The organism is Aureimonas glaciei, assembly GCF_014643375.1.
Classification (GTDB): Bacteria; Pseudomonadota; Alphaproteobacteria; order Rhizobiales; family Rhizobiaceae; genus Plantimonas; species Plantimonas glaciei.
Genome location: NZ_BMJJ01000005.1, coordinates 118,149 through 135,359 on the forward strand (window position 1 = coordinate 118,149; position 17,211 = coordinate 135,359).

Consider the following 17,211-nt stretch of genomic DNA (forward strand, 5'->3'; position numbering starts at 1 on the left):
GATCAGATTTCCTGCGTGGTCGCTGCGTCGGTGCCATCTGGCACCGTCGTGGGAGAATGGCTGGCCAGGAGGCCGGAGACGACCTTGGACAGGCCAATGCTGTTCGACGCCTTCACCATGACCACGTCGCCGGAGCGAAGTTGCCGCATCAGGCTTGTCCGAAGCTCTTCAACGCCTTGATGCCATTCGCATTCCAGCGACTGGTCGAGCGCCTCGTCGAGGGCCTTCATGGCCTCGCCGACGAGGAAGACCCTGTCGACGGCGGCGGCGAGCAGTTCCGCGGCCAGGGCTGCGTGCAGATCGGCCGCGCGCGTGCCGAGTTCCAGCATGTCGCCGAGAACGGCGATCCGCCGCCCTTCGGCGCCAGGGGGCGTCGCCGCCAGGACGGCGATCGCGGCGCGCATCGAGGCCGGATTGGCATTGTAGCTTTCGTCGATGAGGACGATGTCTCCGGCGCCCTCGACGTTCAGGACATGACGCTCGCCGCGTCCCTTGCCGGCTCGCCAGCTGGCGAGCGCCGCCGCGCAGGCAGAAACATCGGCGCCGACCAGGGAGACCGCTCCGAGCACGGCCACGAGATTTTCGGCGATGTGGCGGCCGGCGGCGGCCAGCGCCAGGTCGACCTCGATGCCGTCGATCCGCGCCTGCACCCGCGCGCCTTCCGGCGTCGCCGCATAATCGAGCAGGCGGAAGTCGCAGTCCGGGCCGGTGCCGAAGGTCTTGATGGTCGAGACCCCGGCGGCGCGCGCCATGCCGGCGAGCGGGCCGCATTGCGGATCGTCGCCGTTCAGCACGGCAACGCCGCCCGAAACGAGCCCCTCGAAGATCTCCGCCTTGGCGACGGCGATCTCGTCGAGATCGCGGAAATGGCCGAGATGGGCGGGCGCGATCAGCGTGACGATGGCGACATGCGGGCGCACGAGCTTGACCAGGGGCCGGATCTCGCCGGGATGGTTCATGCCGATCTCGAAGATGCCGTAGCGCGTCTCGGCCGGCATGCGGGCGAGACTGAGCGGCACGCCCCAGTGATTGTTGAACGAGGCCGCAGAGGCATGCACCGAGCCGCAGGACGCCAGCGCATGGCGCAACGCTTCCTTCGTCGTGGTCTTGCCGACGCTGCCGGTGACGGCGACGATCTGCGCCTTCGAGCGCGCCCGCGAGGCCGCGGCCAGGCGCTCCAGCGCCTTCAGAACGTCGTCGACGACGATGATCTGGGCCTGCACGCGCCCCAGCGCCGGCAGCTTGTGCTTGGCCACGACGAGCACGCCCGCCCCCGCCGCTACGGCGGCGGTCAGGAAGGCGTGGCCGTCGAAATTCTCGCCCTTGATGGCGAAGAAGGCCTCGCCCGGCTGCAGCGTCCGCGTGTCGATCGAGATGCCGGTGATCCCTGCCGGCATGGCGCCGATCGGTCGGCCGCCGGTCGCGGCGACGAGGGCATCGATCTCCCAGAGAAAGCCGGTCATTGGCCTGCCTCCCGGATCGCGGCGCGCACTTCCTGGTGGTCGCTGAACGGATGGACCGTCGTGCCGACCGTCTGTCCGGTCTCGTGCCCCTTGCCGGCGATCACCACGGTGTCGCCCGCGCCGGCCGACGCCACGGCTGCCCGGATGGCGGCATGGCGGTCGCCGATTTCCTCGGCGCCGGGCGCGGCCGCCATAATCTCGGCGCGGATGCTGGCCGGCACTTCCGAGCGCGGATTGTCGTCGGTGACGATGGCGATGTCGGCGAGACGGCTGGCGATCTCGCCCATGATCGGCCGCTTGCCGCGGTCGCGGTCGCCGCCGCAGCCGAACACGACGATGACGCGCCCGGTGGTGAAGGGCCGAACGGCGGAGAGGACGTTTTCCAGGGCCTCTGGCTTGTGGGCGTAGTCGACGAAAACCGGTGCCCCGCTGGCCGTGGTGCCAGCCAGCTCGAGGCGCCCGGGTGCCCCCTTCAGGCCTTCCAGGCTGTGCAGCGCCTGTCCCGGCTCGACGCCGGTAGCGATGGCAAGGCCCGCCGCGACGAGCGCATTGGCCATCTGGAACTCGCCGGCGAGCGGCAGCACGACGCGGTGGATGCGCCCCTCCGCCTCGATCTCGGCGATCTGGCGGTGACGCTCATGCTCCAGGCGCTTGAGGGCGAGAAACGTCCCCTTGCGGCCGACCGTCAGGACGTCGGCACCGGACTGCAGGGCGATCGCCATGGCGCGGTCGGACCAGGTGTCGTCGGCGAAGATCACCGCCGGCGCGCCGGTCGGCAGGAGCGTGTCGAACAGGCGCATCTTGGCGGCGAAATAGTCCTCGACCGTCGGATGATAGTCGAGGTGGTCGCGCCCGAGATTGATGAAGGCGGCGGCGGACAGGTGCACGCCGTCGAGCCGGCGCTGGTCGAGGCCGTGGCTGGAAGCCTCCATCGCGGCATGGGTGACTCCCTCGGCGGCGAGCTCGGCCATCAGCCGGGCCAGTTCGATCGGGTCGGGCGTGGTCAGCGAGCCGTATTCGTCGCGGCCAGGCGCCACGACGCCGGTCGTCCCGATCGAGGCGGCCGGGTGCCCGGCGGCGCTCCAGATCTGCCGGACGAAGGCGGCGATCGAGGTCTTTCCGCTGGTGCCGGTGACCGCGACGATGGTCTTCGGCTGCGGACCGGAAAAGCGCGCCGCCATCAGCGCCAGCGCCCGCCGGGGATCGGCGGCCCGGAGAACCGGCAGGTCGGTCGGAAGGTCCGCCCCCTCGGCCGCCAGGATCGCGACGGCACCCTTGGCCTCAGCCTCGCGCACGAAGCTCGCGCCGTCGGCCTTCACGCCGGACAGCGCGGCAAACAGCGCGCCGGGCTGGACGGCGCGCGAGTCGGAGAAGAGACCGGTCACCGGGATTTCCCGACCGTCGCCACCCCCGGCAATCCCCTGCGCAAGCTCGGACAAATTCATTAAGCATATTCCGCTTTGTACCGGAAAGCCGGCGGTTGCCCGCCGGCCCGGAAATCTCGAAAGCCCGTTCTAGCCGTTAGTAGGAGACGAGCAAGGATTTTCCCCGGTCGCCGAAATCGGGCTTCACGCCGAGGAGGGCCGCCGAGCGCCGGATGATCGCGCCGGCCGTCGGGGCCGCGTTCGAGGCCGCCGTCGCGCCCTGGCCGGAACCGGGAACCGGCTGCGGCTCGTCGACGACGACGAGCGTGACATAGCGCGGCGCATCCATCGGGAAGGCGGCGAGATAGCCGTTGAAGCGCTTGTTGCCGACGTAGCGGCCGTTGACGACCTTCTCGGCCGTTCCGGTCTTGCCGCCGACCCGGTAGCCGGGGGCGAGCGCCTGCCGGCCTGAGCCGTGCTCGCCGTTCAGCTCGTACATGTAGCGCATCTCGTCGCTGGTCTTTTTGCTGATCACCTGGACCGCCAGCTTCTGCGCCTCTTCGGCCGTGCGCGGCAGGAAGGTCGGCGGGATGAGATAGCCGCCGTTCATCAGCGCCGCGGCGGCGACCGCCGTCTGCAGCGGCGTCGTCGAGATGCCGTGACCGTAGGAAATCGTCATCGAGTTGATCTTCTTCCACTGCTTCGGCTGCGTCGGCGTCGCCACTTCCGGCAGTTCCGTCTGGATCCGAGACAGGAGGCCCAGCTTGGTCAGGAAGGCCTTGTGGCCTTCGATGCCGACGATGTCCGCCTCGCGCGCCGAGCCGACATTGGACGAGTACTGGAAGATTTCCGGCACGGAGAGCGGCCGGTGCTTGCTGTGGAATTCCTTGATCGTGAAGCCGGAGACGCGGAAGGGCTCGGTGCTGAACATGTCGGTGATCTTCACCAGGCCCGAATCGAGCGCCATCGCCGTGGTGAAGCTCTTGAAGGTCGAGCCCATCTCGAACAGGCCGGCCGACATGCGGTTGAGATTTTCCTTCTTTAGCGCCTCGACCGGGTTGTTCGGATCGAAGTCCGGCATCGACACCATGGCGACCACCTCGCCGGTGGTCACGTCGAGGATGATGCCGGCGGCGGCGATCGCCCGGTAGCGCACGATGGCCGCGGCGAGCTCGTCGCGCATGATGTGCTGGACGCGCAGGTCGATCGACAGCTTGACCGGCTCGAGCTCGTTGTTCGCCGCCAGACCCAGATTCTGGATGTCACGCAGGCCCTGATCGTCGACATATTTTTCCATGCCGGCAATGCCCTGATTGTCGACATTGACGGACCCGACGATATGCGAGGCCGTGTTGCCGCCGGGATAGAAGCGGCGCTTCTCGGTGCGGAATCCGATGCCGGGGATGCCGAGAGCGAAGATCTCCTGCTGCTGGCGGGGCGTCAGCTCGCGCCGCAGCCAGACGAAGCCGGCATCGCTCGCCAGCCGCGTGTGCAGGTATTTGGCGTCGAGATCGGGCAGAACGGTGCGCAGGAGCTCGCCGGCCTCGTCCGGATCGACGATGCGGCGCGGCTCGGCGAACAGCGAGGCGGTCTTGATGTCGGTGGCCAGAACCTGGCCGTTGCGGTCGACGAGATCGGGCCGGGCCGCGACGACCTGCGCCCTCGCCTGGTAGCCGCCGCCATCGGTCGGCAGGCTTCCCCACATCACCAGCCGTCCGCCGATGACCGCATAGACACAGCAGAACAGGCCGATGGCGATGAAGAAGCGCTGACGGTTGCGCGGCGCCTCGACGGGCCGGCGCCGGGAGAAGGCACGCGTGGGTGCAGAGGCAGGTCCGCCCTCCGCTGCCGCGGGGGCCTGACGACGGGGGAGCTTGGGAAGCTTGATCATCACCGTACGAGGCTCTTGGAGTTGTCGGCGTAGCCGCCGAGTGTGTCGGTCCCGTTCGGGACGAGATTGATCGGCTCGGCGGGCAGTTCGTCCGGCTCGACGATCTGCTCGGGCCGCAGCGGCTCCAGCGCCAGATCCGCCTTGAAGGCCTCGGCGAGGCGCTGCAGGCGATCGGGCTGGTTGAGAAGGCTCCAGTCCGCCTCGAGCAGCGCAATCGTCTCGCGCTCGAGGGCGGCCTTGCGCTCCACGACATGCACCTGGTCCTCGATCAGCTCGGCCTCGTGCTTGATCTTGAAGGTCCAGGCGGCGGCCGAGACCATGACGGCGATGAGAACGATGTCGATCGTCTTCAGCATCTCTCAGGCTCCTGCATCGGGAAGGTCGACCAGCGACGGCAAGTCGGCGAACAGGCCGGCGAGCCGCGCCTCGCGGGGGGCGGCGTCGGTTCGCGTGCCCACCCGCAGCTTGGCCGAACGCGACCGGGGATTGGTCTCGATCTCGGCGTCGTCCGCCGTGATCGGCTTGTTGCGGGCGACAAAGGTCAGCGGCTTCAAGGCCATGTCGGGAAGATGCCGGGAGCCGGAATCCTGCTCGGAGCGCTCGCGGAAGAAGCGCTTGACCAGCCGGTCCTCGAGCGAATGGAAGGTCACGACGGCGAGGCGCCCGCCGGGCTTCAGGACGTTCTCGGCGGCGATCAGCGCCCGCACCAGTTCGCCGAGCTCGTCGTTGACGAAGATCCGCAGGGCTTGGAAGGTCCGTGTCGCCGGATCGATGCGGTCCTTCGGCGCCCGGCCGATCACCTTCAGCACCAGGCCGGCAAGATCGAGCGTCCGCTCGAACGGCCGCTCGGCGCGCCGCGCCTCGATCGCCCGGGCGATGCGTCCCGCCTGCCGCTCCTCGCCGAGGAAGTTCAGCACCCGCGCGAGGTCCCCGACCTTCAGGCGGTTGACGACGTCGGCAGCGCTCGGGCCCGAACGGCTCATGCGCATGTCGAGCGGGCCGTCCTTCTGAAAGGAGAAGCCTCGGTCGGCCTCGTCGATCTGCATCGAGGAGACGCCGATATCGAGAACTACGCCGTCGACGCGGCCGCCGAGCTGCTCCTGCGCGATGGCCTCGAGATCGCCGAAGCGGCCGTGTACCGGCTTCAGGAGACCGCCCGCCGTCGCGGCCATGGCGGTGGCGGTCTCGATCGCACCGGGATCGCGGTCGATGCCGATGACGCCCGCGCCCCGGGCGAGCAAAGCGCGAGAATAGCCGCCGGCGCCGAAGGTGCCGTCGATGATCCACTGGCCTTGCGCCGGCTGGAGCGCGGCGACGACCGCGTCGAGGAGCACCGGAACATGGCGCGAGGGTCCGCCCTCGGCGGGCGCCTCGATCCCGCCAGGTCCCGCCATCATTCCTGCACTCCCTTCGACGCGGAAGCGCCGCGCATGGCCAGCAGCCGTGCACGCGCCTCGGCCCGGTGCGCCTCGAACTGCGAGGGTTCCCAGAGCTGGAAGAAGGTATTGCGGCCGACGAAGGTGACCTTGTCGGTGATGCCGGTGTGGGTGCGCACGAAATCGCTCACGGTGATCCGGCCCTCCTGGTCGAATTTCAGGAAGGCGCCGTCCCCGTAGGTGAACAGCGACATGTCGGCATAGGCTTCGCTGAACGGGTCTTCCGCTTCCAGCCGCTGTTCGTAGCGTTGCAAGAGGTCCATGCCACCGACGTCGATCGCCGGCGTGCCGAGCGACTGCATGGCATAGAGTTCCTTGAATCCGCGCTGGGCGAGGATCTGGCGAAAGGCGGCGGGTACCGACACCCTGCCCTTGGCGTCGATATTGTTGACGCTGTTGGACAGGAACCTGTCCATCACGCCCCTCGCCAACCAGATCGACCAGTACCCATGTCATTTCGGTCCCCGCCAATCCGGCCAAGCGCCGACAATAAGAAGCCTGCTCCCGCGGATGGAGCCGCGGGTGGCGCTGCCTCCGATCCCCTCGGAGTTGCATCGAAAAGGTTTTGAAAAGGGCGCCTTCAGGCGCTGTTCTGACGGGGTGAGGGATAACATGGGACCCTATGGGCGTCAATGGGATTTGCCCACACCGATCCCGGAACGGACAGTCCCATGATCATCCCGCGATAACCTTAACGACTTATGAATATTCAGTTTTTCGAAGCGTTCGGGCGAGTCCGAGCCGCCATGGCGAGAGCGAGTGCACTGCAATCCAGAGCTCACTAGGCAGCTAACCGCCCGAAACGGATTCATGCCGAAAAAACAATGCGGTGCTGCTGATCGTCATCAAGAGTGACGGAGCCAAAAAACAACTAGAAATTGACAATTCGCCTATCGGGCGATGAAAATTAGTTTGCCGCCCAATGGCTCCCCGCGGGGAGTCAGGACCTCGCACCGCGCGTCGAAAGGAGATGCCAGTCGGCCTGTAAGCCGGGTTCTGTCGGCAGCGAACTGCCGGGCGACCATTCCTCTGGGACGGCGCTTGCGCGCCGCCTCGAGCAACCCACCCGGACGACCGGCCCGGAGAAAGGCTGGCGGTTACCCGCCGCGTCGTCCCTATTCGGTCTTGCTCCCGGTGGGGTTTGCCCTGCCACCGCTGTTGCCAGCGGTGCGGTGGGCTCTTACCCCACCGTTTCACCCTTACCCCGCCAGCGCCTCGGTCCCATGCCCGCCCATGGACGAACCAGGACGGCGGACCGAGCCGCAGGCGGGGCGGTTTATTTTCTGTGGCACTTTCCCTGGGGTCGCCCCCGCCGGGCGTTACCCGGCACCGTTTCTCCGTGGAGCCCGGACTTTCCTCCCCCGTCGTCTTTCGACATATGACGGCAGCGGTCGCCCAGCCGACTGGCGGCCGTTACCTGGGCGGCAGCGGCGGCGAAGTCAAGCGAAACGGGCGGGGTCGGCCCTCTCCTCCCGCGCCGCGAAGGGCGAGGACGAGAGTGTGGAGAGGAGCCGGTGCAGGGTGGTGATGGTCGACATGTCGGCGACGCCGTCGACCTTGGCCGGCCTGAAATGCTGCTGGAAGGCGATGGTCACCGCCCGCGTCCGCTCGTCGAACCGACCGGTCGGCTCGATGCCGTAGCCATAGGCGGCCAGCAAGGACTGGTAGGCGGTCACCGGCTCTCCCGAATCGCCGAGGCCGAAGAAGCGCCCACCGGTGATCGCCTCCGGCCGGGTGAAATGGCCGACGCCCCCGGCGGCCAGCGCCGCCCACGGGAACAGCTCGCCCGGATCCTGCTTGCGGCCCGGCGCGACATCGGAATGGCCGAGGACGCCCTCGGGCGCGATCTGCCAGCGGCCGACGATCTCCTGGCAGAGCGGCAGGAGGGCGGCGATCTGCTCTGACGGAAACGGGCGGTAGCCATGCTCGTGGCCGGGATTGACGATCTCGATGCCGATCGAACGGGAATTGATGTCGTCGCCGCCGCGCCAGCTGCCGGCGCCCGCATGCCAGGCGCGATCGACCTCGCGCACCAGTTGAACGATTCGGCCGTCCTCGTGCACGAGATAGTGGCTCGAGACCTGGCTGCGCTCCATGCACATCCAGCGCAGCGCGACGTCGCCATCGGCCATGCCGGTATAGTGGAGCAGGAGCATGTCGGGCCGAAGCGGGCCGCGCCGCGGGCCGAAGTTCGGCGATGGCTGGCATTCGGCCGCGAGCGGAGTGTCGGGGCTCACAGGGCGGCGCCCTTGGCGACGCTCGCATAGGCCGCGTTGATCGCCTTCATCCGCTCGATGCCGATCGCCATGAACTCGTCGGGAACGCCGCGCGCGGCCAGCCGGTCGGGATGGTTTTCCTTGACCAGTTCGAGATAGCGCGCGCGCACCCGCTCGGCCCCCTCGCCCGGATCGAGGCCGAGCACGGCATAGGGCCCGTCCTTGCCGACGGCGACGTGACGATAGCGGATGGCGGCGAACTGCTCGTCGGCGAGACCAAAGATGCCGGCGATCTGGCGCAGGAAGTCGAGCTCGCGCGGATGAACCATGCCGTCGGCCTTGGCGATGTGAAACAGCCCGTCCAGCACGTCGGCCAGGAGCTCGCAGCTCTGACCGTCATCGTCGCACAGCGCGGCCATCTTGGCGGCATAGGCCTCGTATCCGGCGACATCCTGGCGCGCCAGGTCGTAGAGGCGAAAGACGTTGCGCATTTCGTCGGGGGGAATCGAGAAGATCTGCTGGAAGGCGGCGATCTCGGCCTGGCTGACGACACCGTCGGCCTTGGCCATTTTCGCCGACAGGGCGATCATGGCGACGGAAAACGCCACCTGCTGTCGCTTCTGCCTGTCGGAATCGAACAAAGCGTGGATGCGGTCGAGCAGCGCTTCCAGCGTCTGCATGCCCTGCGCCGGCAAGGCCCGCACCAGGGCACCGAGACTCCATACGATCTGCATTGCGTCTTCCACGGCGCTCCCTGCCCTCTCGTGCCGATAGCGTTCGATGTCGGCCGAAAAGTGATGTTTAGCACTTTCATCGCGCCGGTGCCCGTTCTTGCAAAACGGGAGGCCTTCCCTGGCGCGAATCCGGAAGGGAGGGGAAAGAGTCGCTCGTCGGGCGGCGACGCGCGGGATCGGTCAGGCGAGCCCGCGCGCCGTCGGTCCGGTGTTAGTTCGCGGGAGCGGGGGTCGCCGGCGCAGGCGTCGCGGGGGCCATGGTGTCGGTGCTCGCGGGCGGCGTCGCCGCGGGAGGCGTCGTCTCTGTGGTATCGTCCGAGCCGGAGCACGCCGACAGCGCAAGCGTCACGCCGGCGAAACTGGCAAGCCAAAGATTCTTCATGAAACACCTCAATCAGGAACCGATTCTGCCGCAGCGACCCATTTCGACACGGCGCCCCGGAGATATAGGGGACTCATTCTCGGGTTCTGCGGCCAGGATCGATGACAATTTATTGCACATAAGCAAGAATCGAGAGCAGCTGGCAGGCCAAGGCCTGGCGCGGCTCTGAGCAGTGAAACGACGTTAACCATAGCGTGCGAGGCTCTGGCCATGACAGACAAACCTCGTTTTCCCAAGGGCCGGCCTTCATGACATTATCTCGCTCCTGCCGCCGCTCGCCCCGGGCCGGCCGTGATAGACGGACTGGCGCAGGCAGGCTGGCGATGCTGGCGCTCCTCGTCGGCGTCGCCCTGACGGGCTGCACCTCGGCCACCATCGACGCGCGCGACCTCGGCCTCACCGATCCCAAGGATCCGGACCCGCGTCGATATCCCGTGCACGGCATCGACGTCTCGAAGTACCAGGGCGAGATCGACTGGGATGCCGCATACCGGGGCGGCGTCGCCTTCGCCTATCTGAAGGCGACCGAGGGCGGCGACCGCGTCGACGCGAAGTTCGCGACGAACTGGCGCGCGGCCAAGGCCGCCGGCATGCCGCGCGGCGCCTACCACTTCTTCTACCACTGCCGCAGCGGCGCCGAGCAGGCGCGCTGGTTCATCGACAATGTCCCGCGCGACCCCGAAGCCCTGCCCCCGGTGCTCGACGTCGAATGGACGCCCGATTCGCCCACCTGCACCAAGCGGCCGCCGCGCGAGGATCTGGTGGCCGAGATGAACGGCTTTCTCGACGCGGTCGAGGCGCATTACGGCGTGCGGCCGATTGTCTACGCCCCGATCGACGTGCACCGCGACCGACTCGTCGGCACCTTCCCCGGCCACGAGTTCTGGCTCCGCGCCGTCGCCGACTTTCCCCACAATGTCTACACCGACCGTTCCTTCCGCTTCTGGCAGTACACCGCGACGGGCACCGTCCCCGGCGTGAAGGGCGAAGTCGACCGCAATGCCTTCTCCGGATCGCGGGCGGACTGGGTCAAATGGCTGAAGGCGCGCCGACCCCAGAAGAGGTGAACGATAACCGCGGTCGCGTTCTTCAAACGGCCATCTTGTCCCTGATAAGGTCGCGCCATTCCACCGACAGCCGATCCCGAAGGACCGACCGCCCATGCCGTTTTTTCGCCGCGCCGCCGCGACCCTCGCTTTGACCCTCGCCATCCCGTCCCTCGCCTCGGCCCAGTCCGCCGCCTGCGGTGGCGATTTCGGCAGCTTTCTCGCCGGCGTCCAGCAGGAGGCCCTGTCGGCCGGGATCTCCGAGGATGCCGTGCGGCGCTCGATGGTTCGCATCGGCAATGCGCCGGATGCCAAGGTGCTCAGCCGCGATCGGTCGCAGGGCGTGTTCAGCCAGACCTGGGGCGAGTTCTCCACCCGCATGGCCAATGCCTCGCGCCTGAAAGCTGGCAAGGCCAATCTGCAGAAATATGCCTCGACCTTCGATCGGATTGAGGCCGAGACGGGCGTTCCCGGCCCGGCGATCGCCGCCTTCTGGGGCCTCGAGACGGATTACGGGGCGGTTCTCGGCGATTTCAACACGCTATCGGCGCTGGCGACGCTCGCCCATGACTGCCGCCGGCCGGAGCTGTTCCGGCCGCATCTCATCGCCGCGATGCGCGTCGTCGACGCGGGCTACCTTGCCCCGGAGCAGATGAAGGGCGCCTGGGCCGGCGAGCTCGGCCAGACCCAGATCCTGCCGGAAGAATACCTGAAGTTCGGCACCGATGCCGACAACAACGGCACCGTCGACCTCCTGTCCGATACCCCGGACGTGCTGGCGACCACGGCGAAATTCATGCAGTCGCTCGGCTGGCGCGCCGGCGAGCCCTGGCTCGAGGCGGTGAAGGTGCCGGAGAACTTTCCCTGGGAGCGGGCCGCGCTCGTCAACAAGGAGCCGCGCAGCGAATTCGCCGCGCTCGGCGTGACCAAGGCGGATGGCAGCGCGCTCGAGACCGACGCCCTGCCCGCCTCGCTGATCCTGCCGATGGGACGCGGCGGCCCGGCCTTCCTCGCCTTCCCGAACTTCGACGTCTATCTCGAGTGGAACAACTCGCTGGTCTACTCGCTGACCGCCGGCTACTTCTCGACCCGGCTCGCCGGCGCCCCGCCGATCGACATGGGTTCGCCGCAGCCGGGCCTCTCCGTCGACGAGATGAAGGCCCTGCAGTCCAAGCTCGCCGGTCGCGGCTACGAGGTCGGCAAGGTCGACGGCATCCTCGGCGGCAATACGCGCGAGGCCGTCCGGCGCGAACAGATCCGGCTCGGCATGCCCGCCGACGGCTGGCCGACCGCCGAGCTCCTGTCCGCCAACTAGGCGGACCGGCTTCAGATAAGGGCAGAAGCGGCACGATCCGCCTCTGCCAACGGTCTGGAAGGCGCTCGGATCCTCGGATCCGGCGCACAATGGCCAGGCCGCCGGTGACGGGTCTGGCCGCGTGGCCAGATCCTCCAACCTCCCCGCAAGGAACCCTGCGATGCGTCTGATTTTGGCAAGTTTGCTCGGCACTCTCGGATGGGCCGGCGCGGCGACAGCCGCCGATCTGGCGCTGACCATCGCCGGTGCCCGCAGCACCGACGGCGTGGTGTCGATCTGCCTCTGGTCGGACGGCCAGAATTTTCCTGACTGCGGCAAGTCGAAGACGGCCGAGCGGCGAACGGTGGCAGCCAGCGCGCTCGGGAAGCCGATCGTCTTTTCCGGCCTCAAGCCCGGCACCTTCGCCATCTCCGCCCTGCACGACGAAAACGACAACGGCAAACTCGACACCAATCTGATCGGCATCCCGAAGGAAGGCATCGCCGTCTCCAACGACGCGATGCCGAAATTCTCCGCGCCGCGCTTTGCCGAAACGGCCTTCGCCCTGACGGGCGACGCCGACCAGCGGATCACCCTCGTCTATCGCTGAGCGACGGCCGGCCTCCCGGCCCGCGCGGGGCGGCCATCGGGCGCTCCGCTCTGCCGACAGCACGTTCCGTTTTGCAGGCGTCTCGGCAGGGCGGAAAGCGCTAGAGAGTGGGCGCTCTATGACCAGTCGAAGCCGAGCGGCGCCTCCTTGAAGGCGAAGCGGTCGAGATGCGTGGAGACGACGGTCTTCATCCGCTCCAGCACCGCCGGATCGTCCGCCGTGATGGCGACCACCAGGGCCTCGGGCTCCGCCCGCATCGTCGCGACGGCGGCGTCGAAGCGCACGGTGCCCTCCGCCGGCGTGAACACGACCTCGAGCTTGTGCGACCAGTGCTTGCAGAGCTGCTGCAGATAGCGGCTGCCATGGGCGGTCGGGACACGGGCCAGGGATTGCGCCATCGTCAAAGCCGCTCGATCTTGCGGGCGACCTCGTCGAGCATTTCAGCGATGTCGAAGGCGGTGTCCTTGTCGGCGCTGGCGGCGGAAAGGCGCTGCTGCAGGGCCATTTTCAGGTTCTGCATCGAGCGGCGGATCGGCGCCGAGTCGGTCTTTTCGCTAAACTGCGCCAGCGCCGCGAGCCGCGCCATGGCGACCTCGACCGCCTCGCGGTTCTCGGCCAGATGCTGACGCCCCTCTTCGGTGATGCCGAGCAGCTTGCGCGCGCCCTCCGACTTCTGTTCCTCGACGAGACCCATGTCGCCGAGCAGCGTCAGCGTCGGATAGACCACGCCGGGGCTCGGCGCGTAGACCTTGCCGCTCAGCGCCTCGATCTCGCGGATGAGATCGTAGCCGTGGCGCGGCTGTTCCTCGATCAGCTTCAGGAGAACGAGCTTCAGCTCGCCGCCGTCGAAGACGCGCTGGCGTCGGCCCTCGCGCCCGAAGCCGCGCGGCGCCTCGCCGCCGTCCCGCCCCATGCCCCGACCGTGCGGGCCGGCATGACGCTCGCCGCGGCAGCCATGGCCGAAGGGCGAGCGGAAATAGTGTTGATGTCCAAACATGCTTCAGTGCTCCATCTGTATCTTGTACGCTTAAGATACATCTTAGAGCATCGAATACAAGAGGGGTCGCTGGGTTTTCCGGTGGGTCTCCGGCGCAGTCAGGACAGGAGATCCGGCGTCCGGCCCGATCGTTCGCCGACATGCCGCGGCCATGTCTCGCCTGCCCGCGGCTCTCCATAGTCCGTGGGCACGGGTTCGACGTCGGCGAAGGGGTCGGCGGGACCCTCGGCGTGCCGCGCCCGATGGCGTCGTCGCGCCCGCAGCATCGCGCGCAGCCGCAGCCGCAGCCAGAGCCAGACGTCCTCCGCGGCATCGCGCCCGCGGCCCATGTCGGCGCGGCGGTCGGCATAGACCTCGGCCAAAGCGGCACGAAACTCGCCGATGCCGAAACGCGCCTCGCCCTCGAGCCGCCGCATGACGAACATCCAGGCCGGCGAGACCAGCAGCGTGACCGCCGTCACCGCGATGGCGAGGCGATAGACGTCGTCGCCGATGCCCCCGGAGGCGAAGGCGGCGGCGGCGAGGATGAAGGAGAACTCGCCGATCTGCGCCATCGACAGGCCCGACTCCATCGCGGTCTTGTGCGGCAGGCCGGCCAGGCGCAGCAGGAGGATGTTGAAGACCGTCTTGGCGACGATGACGAACAGCGAGGCGACGAGCACGAGGGGCCAGTTCTCGGCGATGAAGGTGAGGTCGATCAGCAGGCCGATCGACAGGAAGAAGACGACGAGGAGCACGCTCTGGATCGGCTCGATCACCGGGATGACCCGGCCGCGCAGCGTCGACGAGCCGATGACGAGGCCCGCGATGAAGGCGCCATAGGCCGGGGACAGGCCGAGCACGCCGGAGATCGAGGCGGCGGCGAAGCAGAAGGCGATCGAACCGAGCGCCAGGATCTCGACATTGTTCTCGACCGCTGCGGCGAAGGACCAGCGCAGCTTCGGCCGGCGTCCGAGATACCAGAGCAGCGCCGCCAGCACGCCGACCGCCACGGCGATCTTGATCGCGATGCCGAGCCAGTTCGTCTCGCCGTCGCCCCCGAGGGCTGTGGCCAGGATCAGCATGGGAACGACGGCGATGTCCTGCGCGATCAGCACGCCGACGGTGATCCGGCCGACATCGGTGCGCAGCTCGCCGATCTCCTCCAGCACCTTCATGGCGACGACGGTCGAGGACAGCGCGATGATGAAGCCGAGGATGATCGCTTCGGACATCGTCGCGGAGGAGACCGCCTTCAGCCCGAAGGAGATCGCCATCGCCGCCACAAGCTGGCCGCCGGCGACCTGCATGGCCGGCTTGAGGGTCTGGACGAAAGCCTTCAGCGACAGCTCCATGCCGATGAAGAAGAGCAGCATCAGTACGCCCATTTCGGCGAGCGCGGAAACATTGGCGGAATCGTCGATGACGCCGAGACCGGTCGGACCGAGCGCCACGCCGGCCAGGATGAAGCCGACCATCGGCGGCTGCTTCAGGCGCATGAGAAGGAGACCGGCCGTCACCGCCACGACGATGACGAAGGCGACCTGGACGAGGCCCGTACCGTGCGCAGCCGCTTCTTCCAAAACGCTCTCTCCTGCGGCCCGATGGACGTGATGCCTGCCGGGGGCATTGACCGCAAGACTGCGGCTCCATCATGGTCCGGTCGCAACAATTCGCCCCGTCCGCGACGCCGCGAAATGAACCTTCATTCGCCCCGGGAGTTGCGCGGTGAGGATGGGAGACCACGAGACATGAGCGACCGCACCATGGAGTTCGACACGACGACCGACAGCGACCTGGCGGAACGGCTGCGCCGGCTTCGGCGCATCACCCGCATCGCCCGGATGATGGACACGGCGGTCGCCATTCCCTTCACCGGAATGCGCTTCGGCATGGACTCGGTCATCGGCCTAGTCCCCGGCATCGGCGACGCGGCGGGCGGGCTCGTCGGCCTCTATATGGTCAACGAGGCGCGCCGGCTCGGCGTGCCCAAGCACAAGCTCGTGGCGATGATCGGCAATATCGGTCTCGACACGGCGGTCGGCTCGGTGCCGCTCCTTGGCGACGTCTTCGATCTCTACTTCAAGTCGCACCGCCGCAACGCCAAGCTCATCCTCGACCATTTCCAGATGAGCCACGACGATCTGGATCCGCGGGAGATGAAGGACATCACGCCGAAGCGGTGACGCTCGTCCGGCGCCGCGGCGTCATTCCCCGCGCTTGCCGCCCTCACGCAGCCGACTGCGCCACCGGGTGATGATCGCCGAGGGCCGCGTCGACCGGCCCCGCCTCGAGCCGGTCGATGGCGCGGGTCAGGGCGACGAAACAGCGGGGATCGAGCCCCGTGCCGATCTCCTGCGCCATGATGGCCAGTGCTTTCGACGCCGGCATGGCGGCACGGTAGGGGCGGTCGGCGGTCAGTGCATCGAAGATGTCGGCGGCGGTGACGATGCGCGTATCGAACGAGATTTCGTCTCCCTGAAGCCCTCGCGGATAGCCACCGCCGTTCAGCTTCTCGTGGTGGTCGCCGGCGATCGAGGCCATGCCCGCGAAGACGGAGATCCGCGACAGGATCGATTTGCCGAGGGCGGCATGCCCCCGCATCAGCACCCATTCCTCGTCGTCGAGCTTGGCCGGCTTGTCGAGGATCTCGTTGGCGACACCGAGCTTGCCGACGTCGTGCAGCAGCGCCGCCCGCACCAACCAGCGCCGCCGCGCCTCGGGCATGTCCAGTTCGCGGGCGATGAGGTCGGTGAACAGCGCCACGCGCTTGCTGTGGCCGCTGGTATAGGGGCTCTTGGCATCGATGACCTGGGCGAAGCCATCGGCGATGTCGTCGAGAAGATCCTCGTCGACCGCCCGCATCTCGCTACGTGGCTCGAGGTCGATGACGTGCGTCTCGACCTCTGTCCCGCCCAGCACGGTCCAGAAGGACGGCGCCTCCGCGACCGTCTTGAACACGCCCACCAGTTCCGGGTCGAACCATTTTCCCGACCGCCGGCCGACCTCGCGCAGCGCCGCCTTGGCGCCGGCGGCCGTGTGGAAGACGTCGACGACCTGGGCCAGAAGCGCGATCCGCGCCAGGAGCGAGATCTTCTCGCCGGCCAGGCCGACCGGGTGGCCGCCGCCGTTCCAGTGCTCGTCGAGATCGAGGATCTCCCGCGACACGGCGGGGGAAAATCCCATCTGCCGGGCGATGTCGGCGCCGCGATGGCAGCGCGTCTCGATCAGGTCGCGCTCGATATTGCCCCCGTTCATCGCCAGATTGAGGATCGTCTTCAAGCGGGCCGCTAGGCCCGACTTCACGGCGGTGTTGGCGATGACGAAGCGCAGCACCTGCGGCAGGCTGTCGTCGAGCAGCTTGGCGTTGCGCTTGAAGTCGTGATCGTTGGTGACGTAGAGCTGGCAGATCCGCGCGGCATTGCTGCTGCAGCCGAGATCTTTCAAGAGCAGCGTGTAGTAGAGGTCGGAGAGCTCCGTCACGGTCAGGCCGAGCATCTCGCCGATATGCATGCCGATCCAGCAGCAGCGCACGCTGTGACCGACGGGCTGGCCGTCGGTCATGTCCAGCGCGTGGCTGAGCGCGCCGATGATCTCGGCGAGCCGCAGGGTCGATGCGTCAGGGCTGGTCTCGCGAAGTGTCATCGGGGTCTTCGCCTCGTGCGATGGAGGCTTCGACCTTAGCCGTTCAGGCTGAAAGCAAGACTAAGACGGTTCGGCAAATCCGCGGGTCATCCTATGGCGGCCCGCATCCGCACCAGCCCCGCTGCGGCCCGTGCCGGCCCCCGGTTCGACGGAG

Annotated in this window: 16 protein-coding genes and 1 other RNA gene; 4 read left to right on the forward strand and 13 right to left on the reverse strand. The window is 67.8% G+C overall.

From position 1 onward, the window contains the following. Positions 1-2: 2 nt before the first annotated feature. The 9 genes from IEX88_RS12240 to IEX88_RS12280 all read right to left on the reverse strand — a co-directional run bounded on the left by IEX88_RS12240 (position 3) and on the right by IEX88_RS12280 (position 9,104). Complete coding sequence (locus IEX88_RS12240) at positions 3-1,463, reverse strand: UDP-N-acetylmuramoylalanyl-D-glutamyl-2,6-diaminopimelate--D-alanyl-D-alanine ligase (protein WP_188850948.1); 1,461 nt, start codon at positions 1,461-1,463, stop codon at positions 3-5. After that, positions 1,460-2,908, reverse strand: a complete 1,449-nt coding sequence (locus IEX88_RS12245; protein ID WP_188850949.1) for a UDP-N-acetylmuramoyl-L-alanyl-D-glutamate--2,6-diaminopimelate ligase — start codon at positions 2,906-2,908, stop codon at positions 1,460-1,462. Before IEX88_RS12245 ends, IEX88_RS12240 begins: the two co-directional genes overlap by 4 nt. 76 nt (positions 2,909-2,984) lie before the next feature. Then, on the reverse strand, positions 2,985-4,718 hold the full coding sequence (locus IEX88_RS12250; protein ID WP_188850950.1) for a peptidoglycan D,D-transpeptidase FtsI family protein: 1,734 nt from the start codon (positions 4,716-4,718) through the stop codon (positions 2,985-2,987). Next, positions 4,718-5,074 carry a cell division protein FtsL gene (gene ftsL / locus IEX88_RS12255; protein ID WP_188850951.1) on the reverse strand — a complete coding sequence of 119 codons (357 nt, stop codon included), beginning with the start codon at positions 5,072-5,074 and terminating at the stop codon, positions 4,718-4,720. Before ftsL ends, IEX88_RS12250 begins: the two co-directional genes overlap by 1 nt. A gap of 3 nt (positions 5,075-5,077) precedes the next feature. Further along, complete coding sequence (rsmH, locus tag IEX88_RS12260; protein WP_188850952.1) at positions 5,078-6,115, reverse strand: 16S rRNA (cytosine(1402)-N(4))-methyltransferase RsmH; 1,038 nt, start codon at positions 6,113-6,115, stop codon at positions 5,078-5,080. Next, on the reverse strand, positions 6,112-6,570 hold the full coding sequence (gene mraZ, locus IEX88_RS12265; protein WP_188850953.1) for a division/cell wall cluster transcriptional repressor MraZ: 459 nt from the start codon (positions 6,568-6,570) through the stop codon (positions 6,112-6,114). The genes rsmH and mraZ overlap by 4 nt, the downstream gene beginning before the upstream one ends. Positions 6,571-7,123: 553 nt before the next feature. Continuing rightward, positions 7,124-7,561, reverse strand: an RNA gene (gene rnpB, locus IEX88_RS12270) — RNase P RNA component class A. 32 nt (positions 7,562-7,593) lie between these two features. Then, the gene (locus IEX88_RS12275; RefSeq protein WP_244640111.1) at positions 7,594-8,391 is read right to left on the reverse strand and encodes an N-acetylmuramoyl-L-alanine amidase; all 798 of its coding nucleotides are present in this window, start codon (positions 8,389-8,391) and stop codon (positions 7,594-7,596) included. Continuing rightward, entirely contained in the window at positions 8,388-9,104 is a 717-nt protein-coding gene (locus IEX88_RS12280) for a J domain-containing protein (protein WP_188850955.1), read from the reverse strand. The genes IEX88_RS12275 and IEX88_RS12280 overlap by 4 nt, the downstream gene beginning before the upstream one ends. Positions 9,105-9,809: 705 nt before the next feature. Between IEX88_RS12280 and IEX88_RS12285 the strand changes: the two genes are divergently transcribed. The 3 genes from IEX88_RS12285 (at position 9,810) to IEX88_RS12295 (ending at position 12,436) form a co-directional block, all read left to right on the forward strand. Further along, positions 9,810-10,553: a glycoside hydrolase family 25 protein gene (locus IEX88_RS12285; protein ID WP_244640113.1), complete on the forward strand. Its 744-nt coding sequence runs from the start codon at positions 9,810-9,812 to the stop codon at positions 10,551-10,553. A gap of 94 nt (positions 10,554-10,647) precedes the next feature. Next, positions 10,648-11,847, forward strand: coding sequence for a lytic murein transglycosylase (locus tag IEX88_RS12290; protein ID WP_188850959.1), 1,200 nt, complete (start codon positions 10,648-10,650; stop codon positions 11,845-11,847). A 160-nt stretch (positions 11,848-12,007) separates the two neighbouring features. Further along, positions 12,008-12,436: a DUF2141 domain-containing protein gene (locus tag IEX88_RS12295; protein ID WP_188850961.1), complete on the forward strand. Its 429-nt coding sequence runs from the start codon at positions 12,008-12,010 to the stop codon at positions 12,434-12,436. Between the two features lie 116 nt (positions 12,437-12,552). Here IEX88_RS12295 and IEX88_RS12300 read toward each other — a convergent pair whose 3' ends face one another. The 3 genes from IEX88_RS12300 to IEX88_RS12310 form a co-directional block, all read right to left on the reverse strand. Continuing rightward, the gene (locus IEX88_RS12300; protein ID WP_188850963.1) at positions 12,553-12,834 is read right to left on the reverse strand and encodes a DUF2218 domain-containing protein; all 282 of its coding nucleotides are present in this window, start codon (positions 12,832-12,834) and stop codon (positions 12,553-12,555) included. Positions 12,835-12,836: 2 nt separating this feature from the next. Next, positions 12,837-13,433: a PadR family transcriptional regulator gene (locus IEX88_RS12305; RefSeq protein WP_188850965.1), complete on the reverse strand. Its 597-nt coding sequence runs from the start codon at positions 13,431-13,433 to the stop codon at positions 12,837-12,839. Positions 13,434-13,531: 98 nt separating this feature from the next. Next, positions 13,532-14,995 (reverse strand): cation:proton antiporter, encoded by a 1,464-nt coding sequence (locus IEX88_RS12310; RefSeq protein ID WP_274604601.1) that lies wholly within the window; start codon positions 14,993-14,995, stop codon positions 13,532-13,534. Between the two features lie 168 nt (positions 14,996-15,163). On the opposite strand from IEX88_RS12310, the gene IEX88_RS12315 reads away from it, so the two are divergent. Continuing rightward, on the forward strand, positions 15,164-15,598 hold the full coding sequence (locus tag IEX88_RS12315; RefSeq protein WP_188850967.1) for a DUF4112 domain-containing protein: 435 nt from the start codon (positions 15,164-15,166) through the stop codon (positions 15,596-15,598). 43 nt (positions 15,599-15,641) lie between these two features. On the opposite strand, the gene IEX88_RS12320 is transcribed toward IEX88_RS12315, so the two are convergent. After that, entirely contained in the window at positions 15,642-17,057 is a 1,416-nt protein-coding gene (locus IEX88_RS12320) for an HD-GYP domain-containing protein (protein WP_188850969.1), read from the reverse strand. Between the last annotated feature and the right edge of the window lie 154 nt (positions 17,058-17,211).

Bases quoted from the DNA above. Each gene is read 5' to 3' on its own strand.
- IEX88_RS12240 (WP_188850948.1), bottom strand. From the start codon at position 1,463: ATGACCGGCTTTCTCTGGGAGATCGATGCCCTCGTCGCCGCGACCGGC.
- IEX88_RS12320 (WP_188850969.1), bottom strand. From the start codon at position 17,057: ATGACACTTCGCGAGACCAGCCCTGACGCATCGACCCTGCGGCTCGCC.
- rsmH (WP_188850952.1), bottom strand. From the start codon at position 6,115: ATGATGGCGGGACCTGGCGGGATCGAGGCGCCCGCCGAGGGCGGACCC.
- IEX88_RS12250 (WP_188850950.1), bottom strand. From the start codon at position 4,718: ATGATCAAGCTTCCCAAGCTCCCCCGTCGTCAGGCCCCCGCGGCAGCG.
- IEX88_RS12315 (WP_188850967.1), top strand. From the start codon at position 15,164: ATGAGCGACCGCACCATGGAGTTCGACACGACGACCGACAGCGACCTG.
- IEX88_RS12285 (WP_244640113.1), top strand. From the start codon at position 9,810: ATGCTGGCGCTCCTCGTCGGCGTCGCCCTGACGGGCTGCACCTCGGCC.
- IEX88_RS12305 (WP_188850965.1), bottom strand. From the start codon at position 13,433: ATGTTTGGACATCAACACTATTTCCGCTCGCCCTTCGGCCATGGCTGC.
- IEX88_RS12290 (WP_188850959.1), top strand. From the start codon at position 10,648: ATGCCGTTTTTTCGCCGCGCCGCCGCGACCCTCGCTTTGACCCTCGCC.
- IEX88_RS12300 (WP_188850963.1), bottom strand. From the start codon at position 12,834: ATGGCGCAATCCCTGGCCCGTGTCCCGACCGCCCATGGCAGCCGCTAT.
- IEX88_RS12295 (WP_188850961.1), top strand. From the start codon at position 12,008: ATGCGTCTGATTTTGGCAAGTTTGCTCGGCACTCTCGGATGGGCCGGC.
- IEX88_RS12245 (WP_188850949.1), bottom strand. From the start codon at position 2,908: ATGAATTTGTCCGAGCTTGCGCAGGGGATTGCCGGGGGTGGCGACGGT.
- IEX88_RS12280 (WP_188850955.1), bottom strand. From the start codon at position 9,104: ATGCAGATCGTATGGAGTCTCGGTGCCCTGGTGCGGGCCTTGCCGGCG.
- mraZ (WP_188850953.1), bottom strand. From the start codon at position 6,570: ATGGACAGGTTCCTGTCCAACAGCGTCAACAATATCGACGCCAAGGGC.
- ftsL (WP_188850951.1), bottom strand. From the start codon at position 5,074: ATGCTGAAGACGATCGACATCGTTCTCATCGCCGTCATGGTCTCGGCC.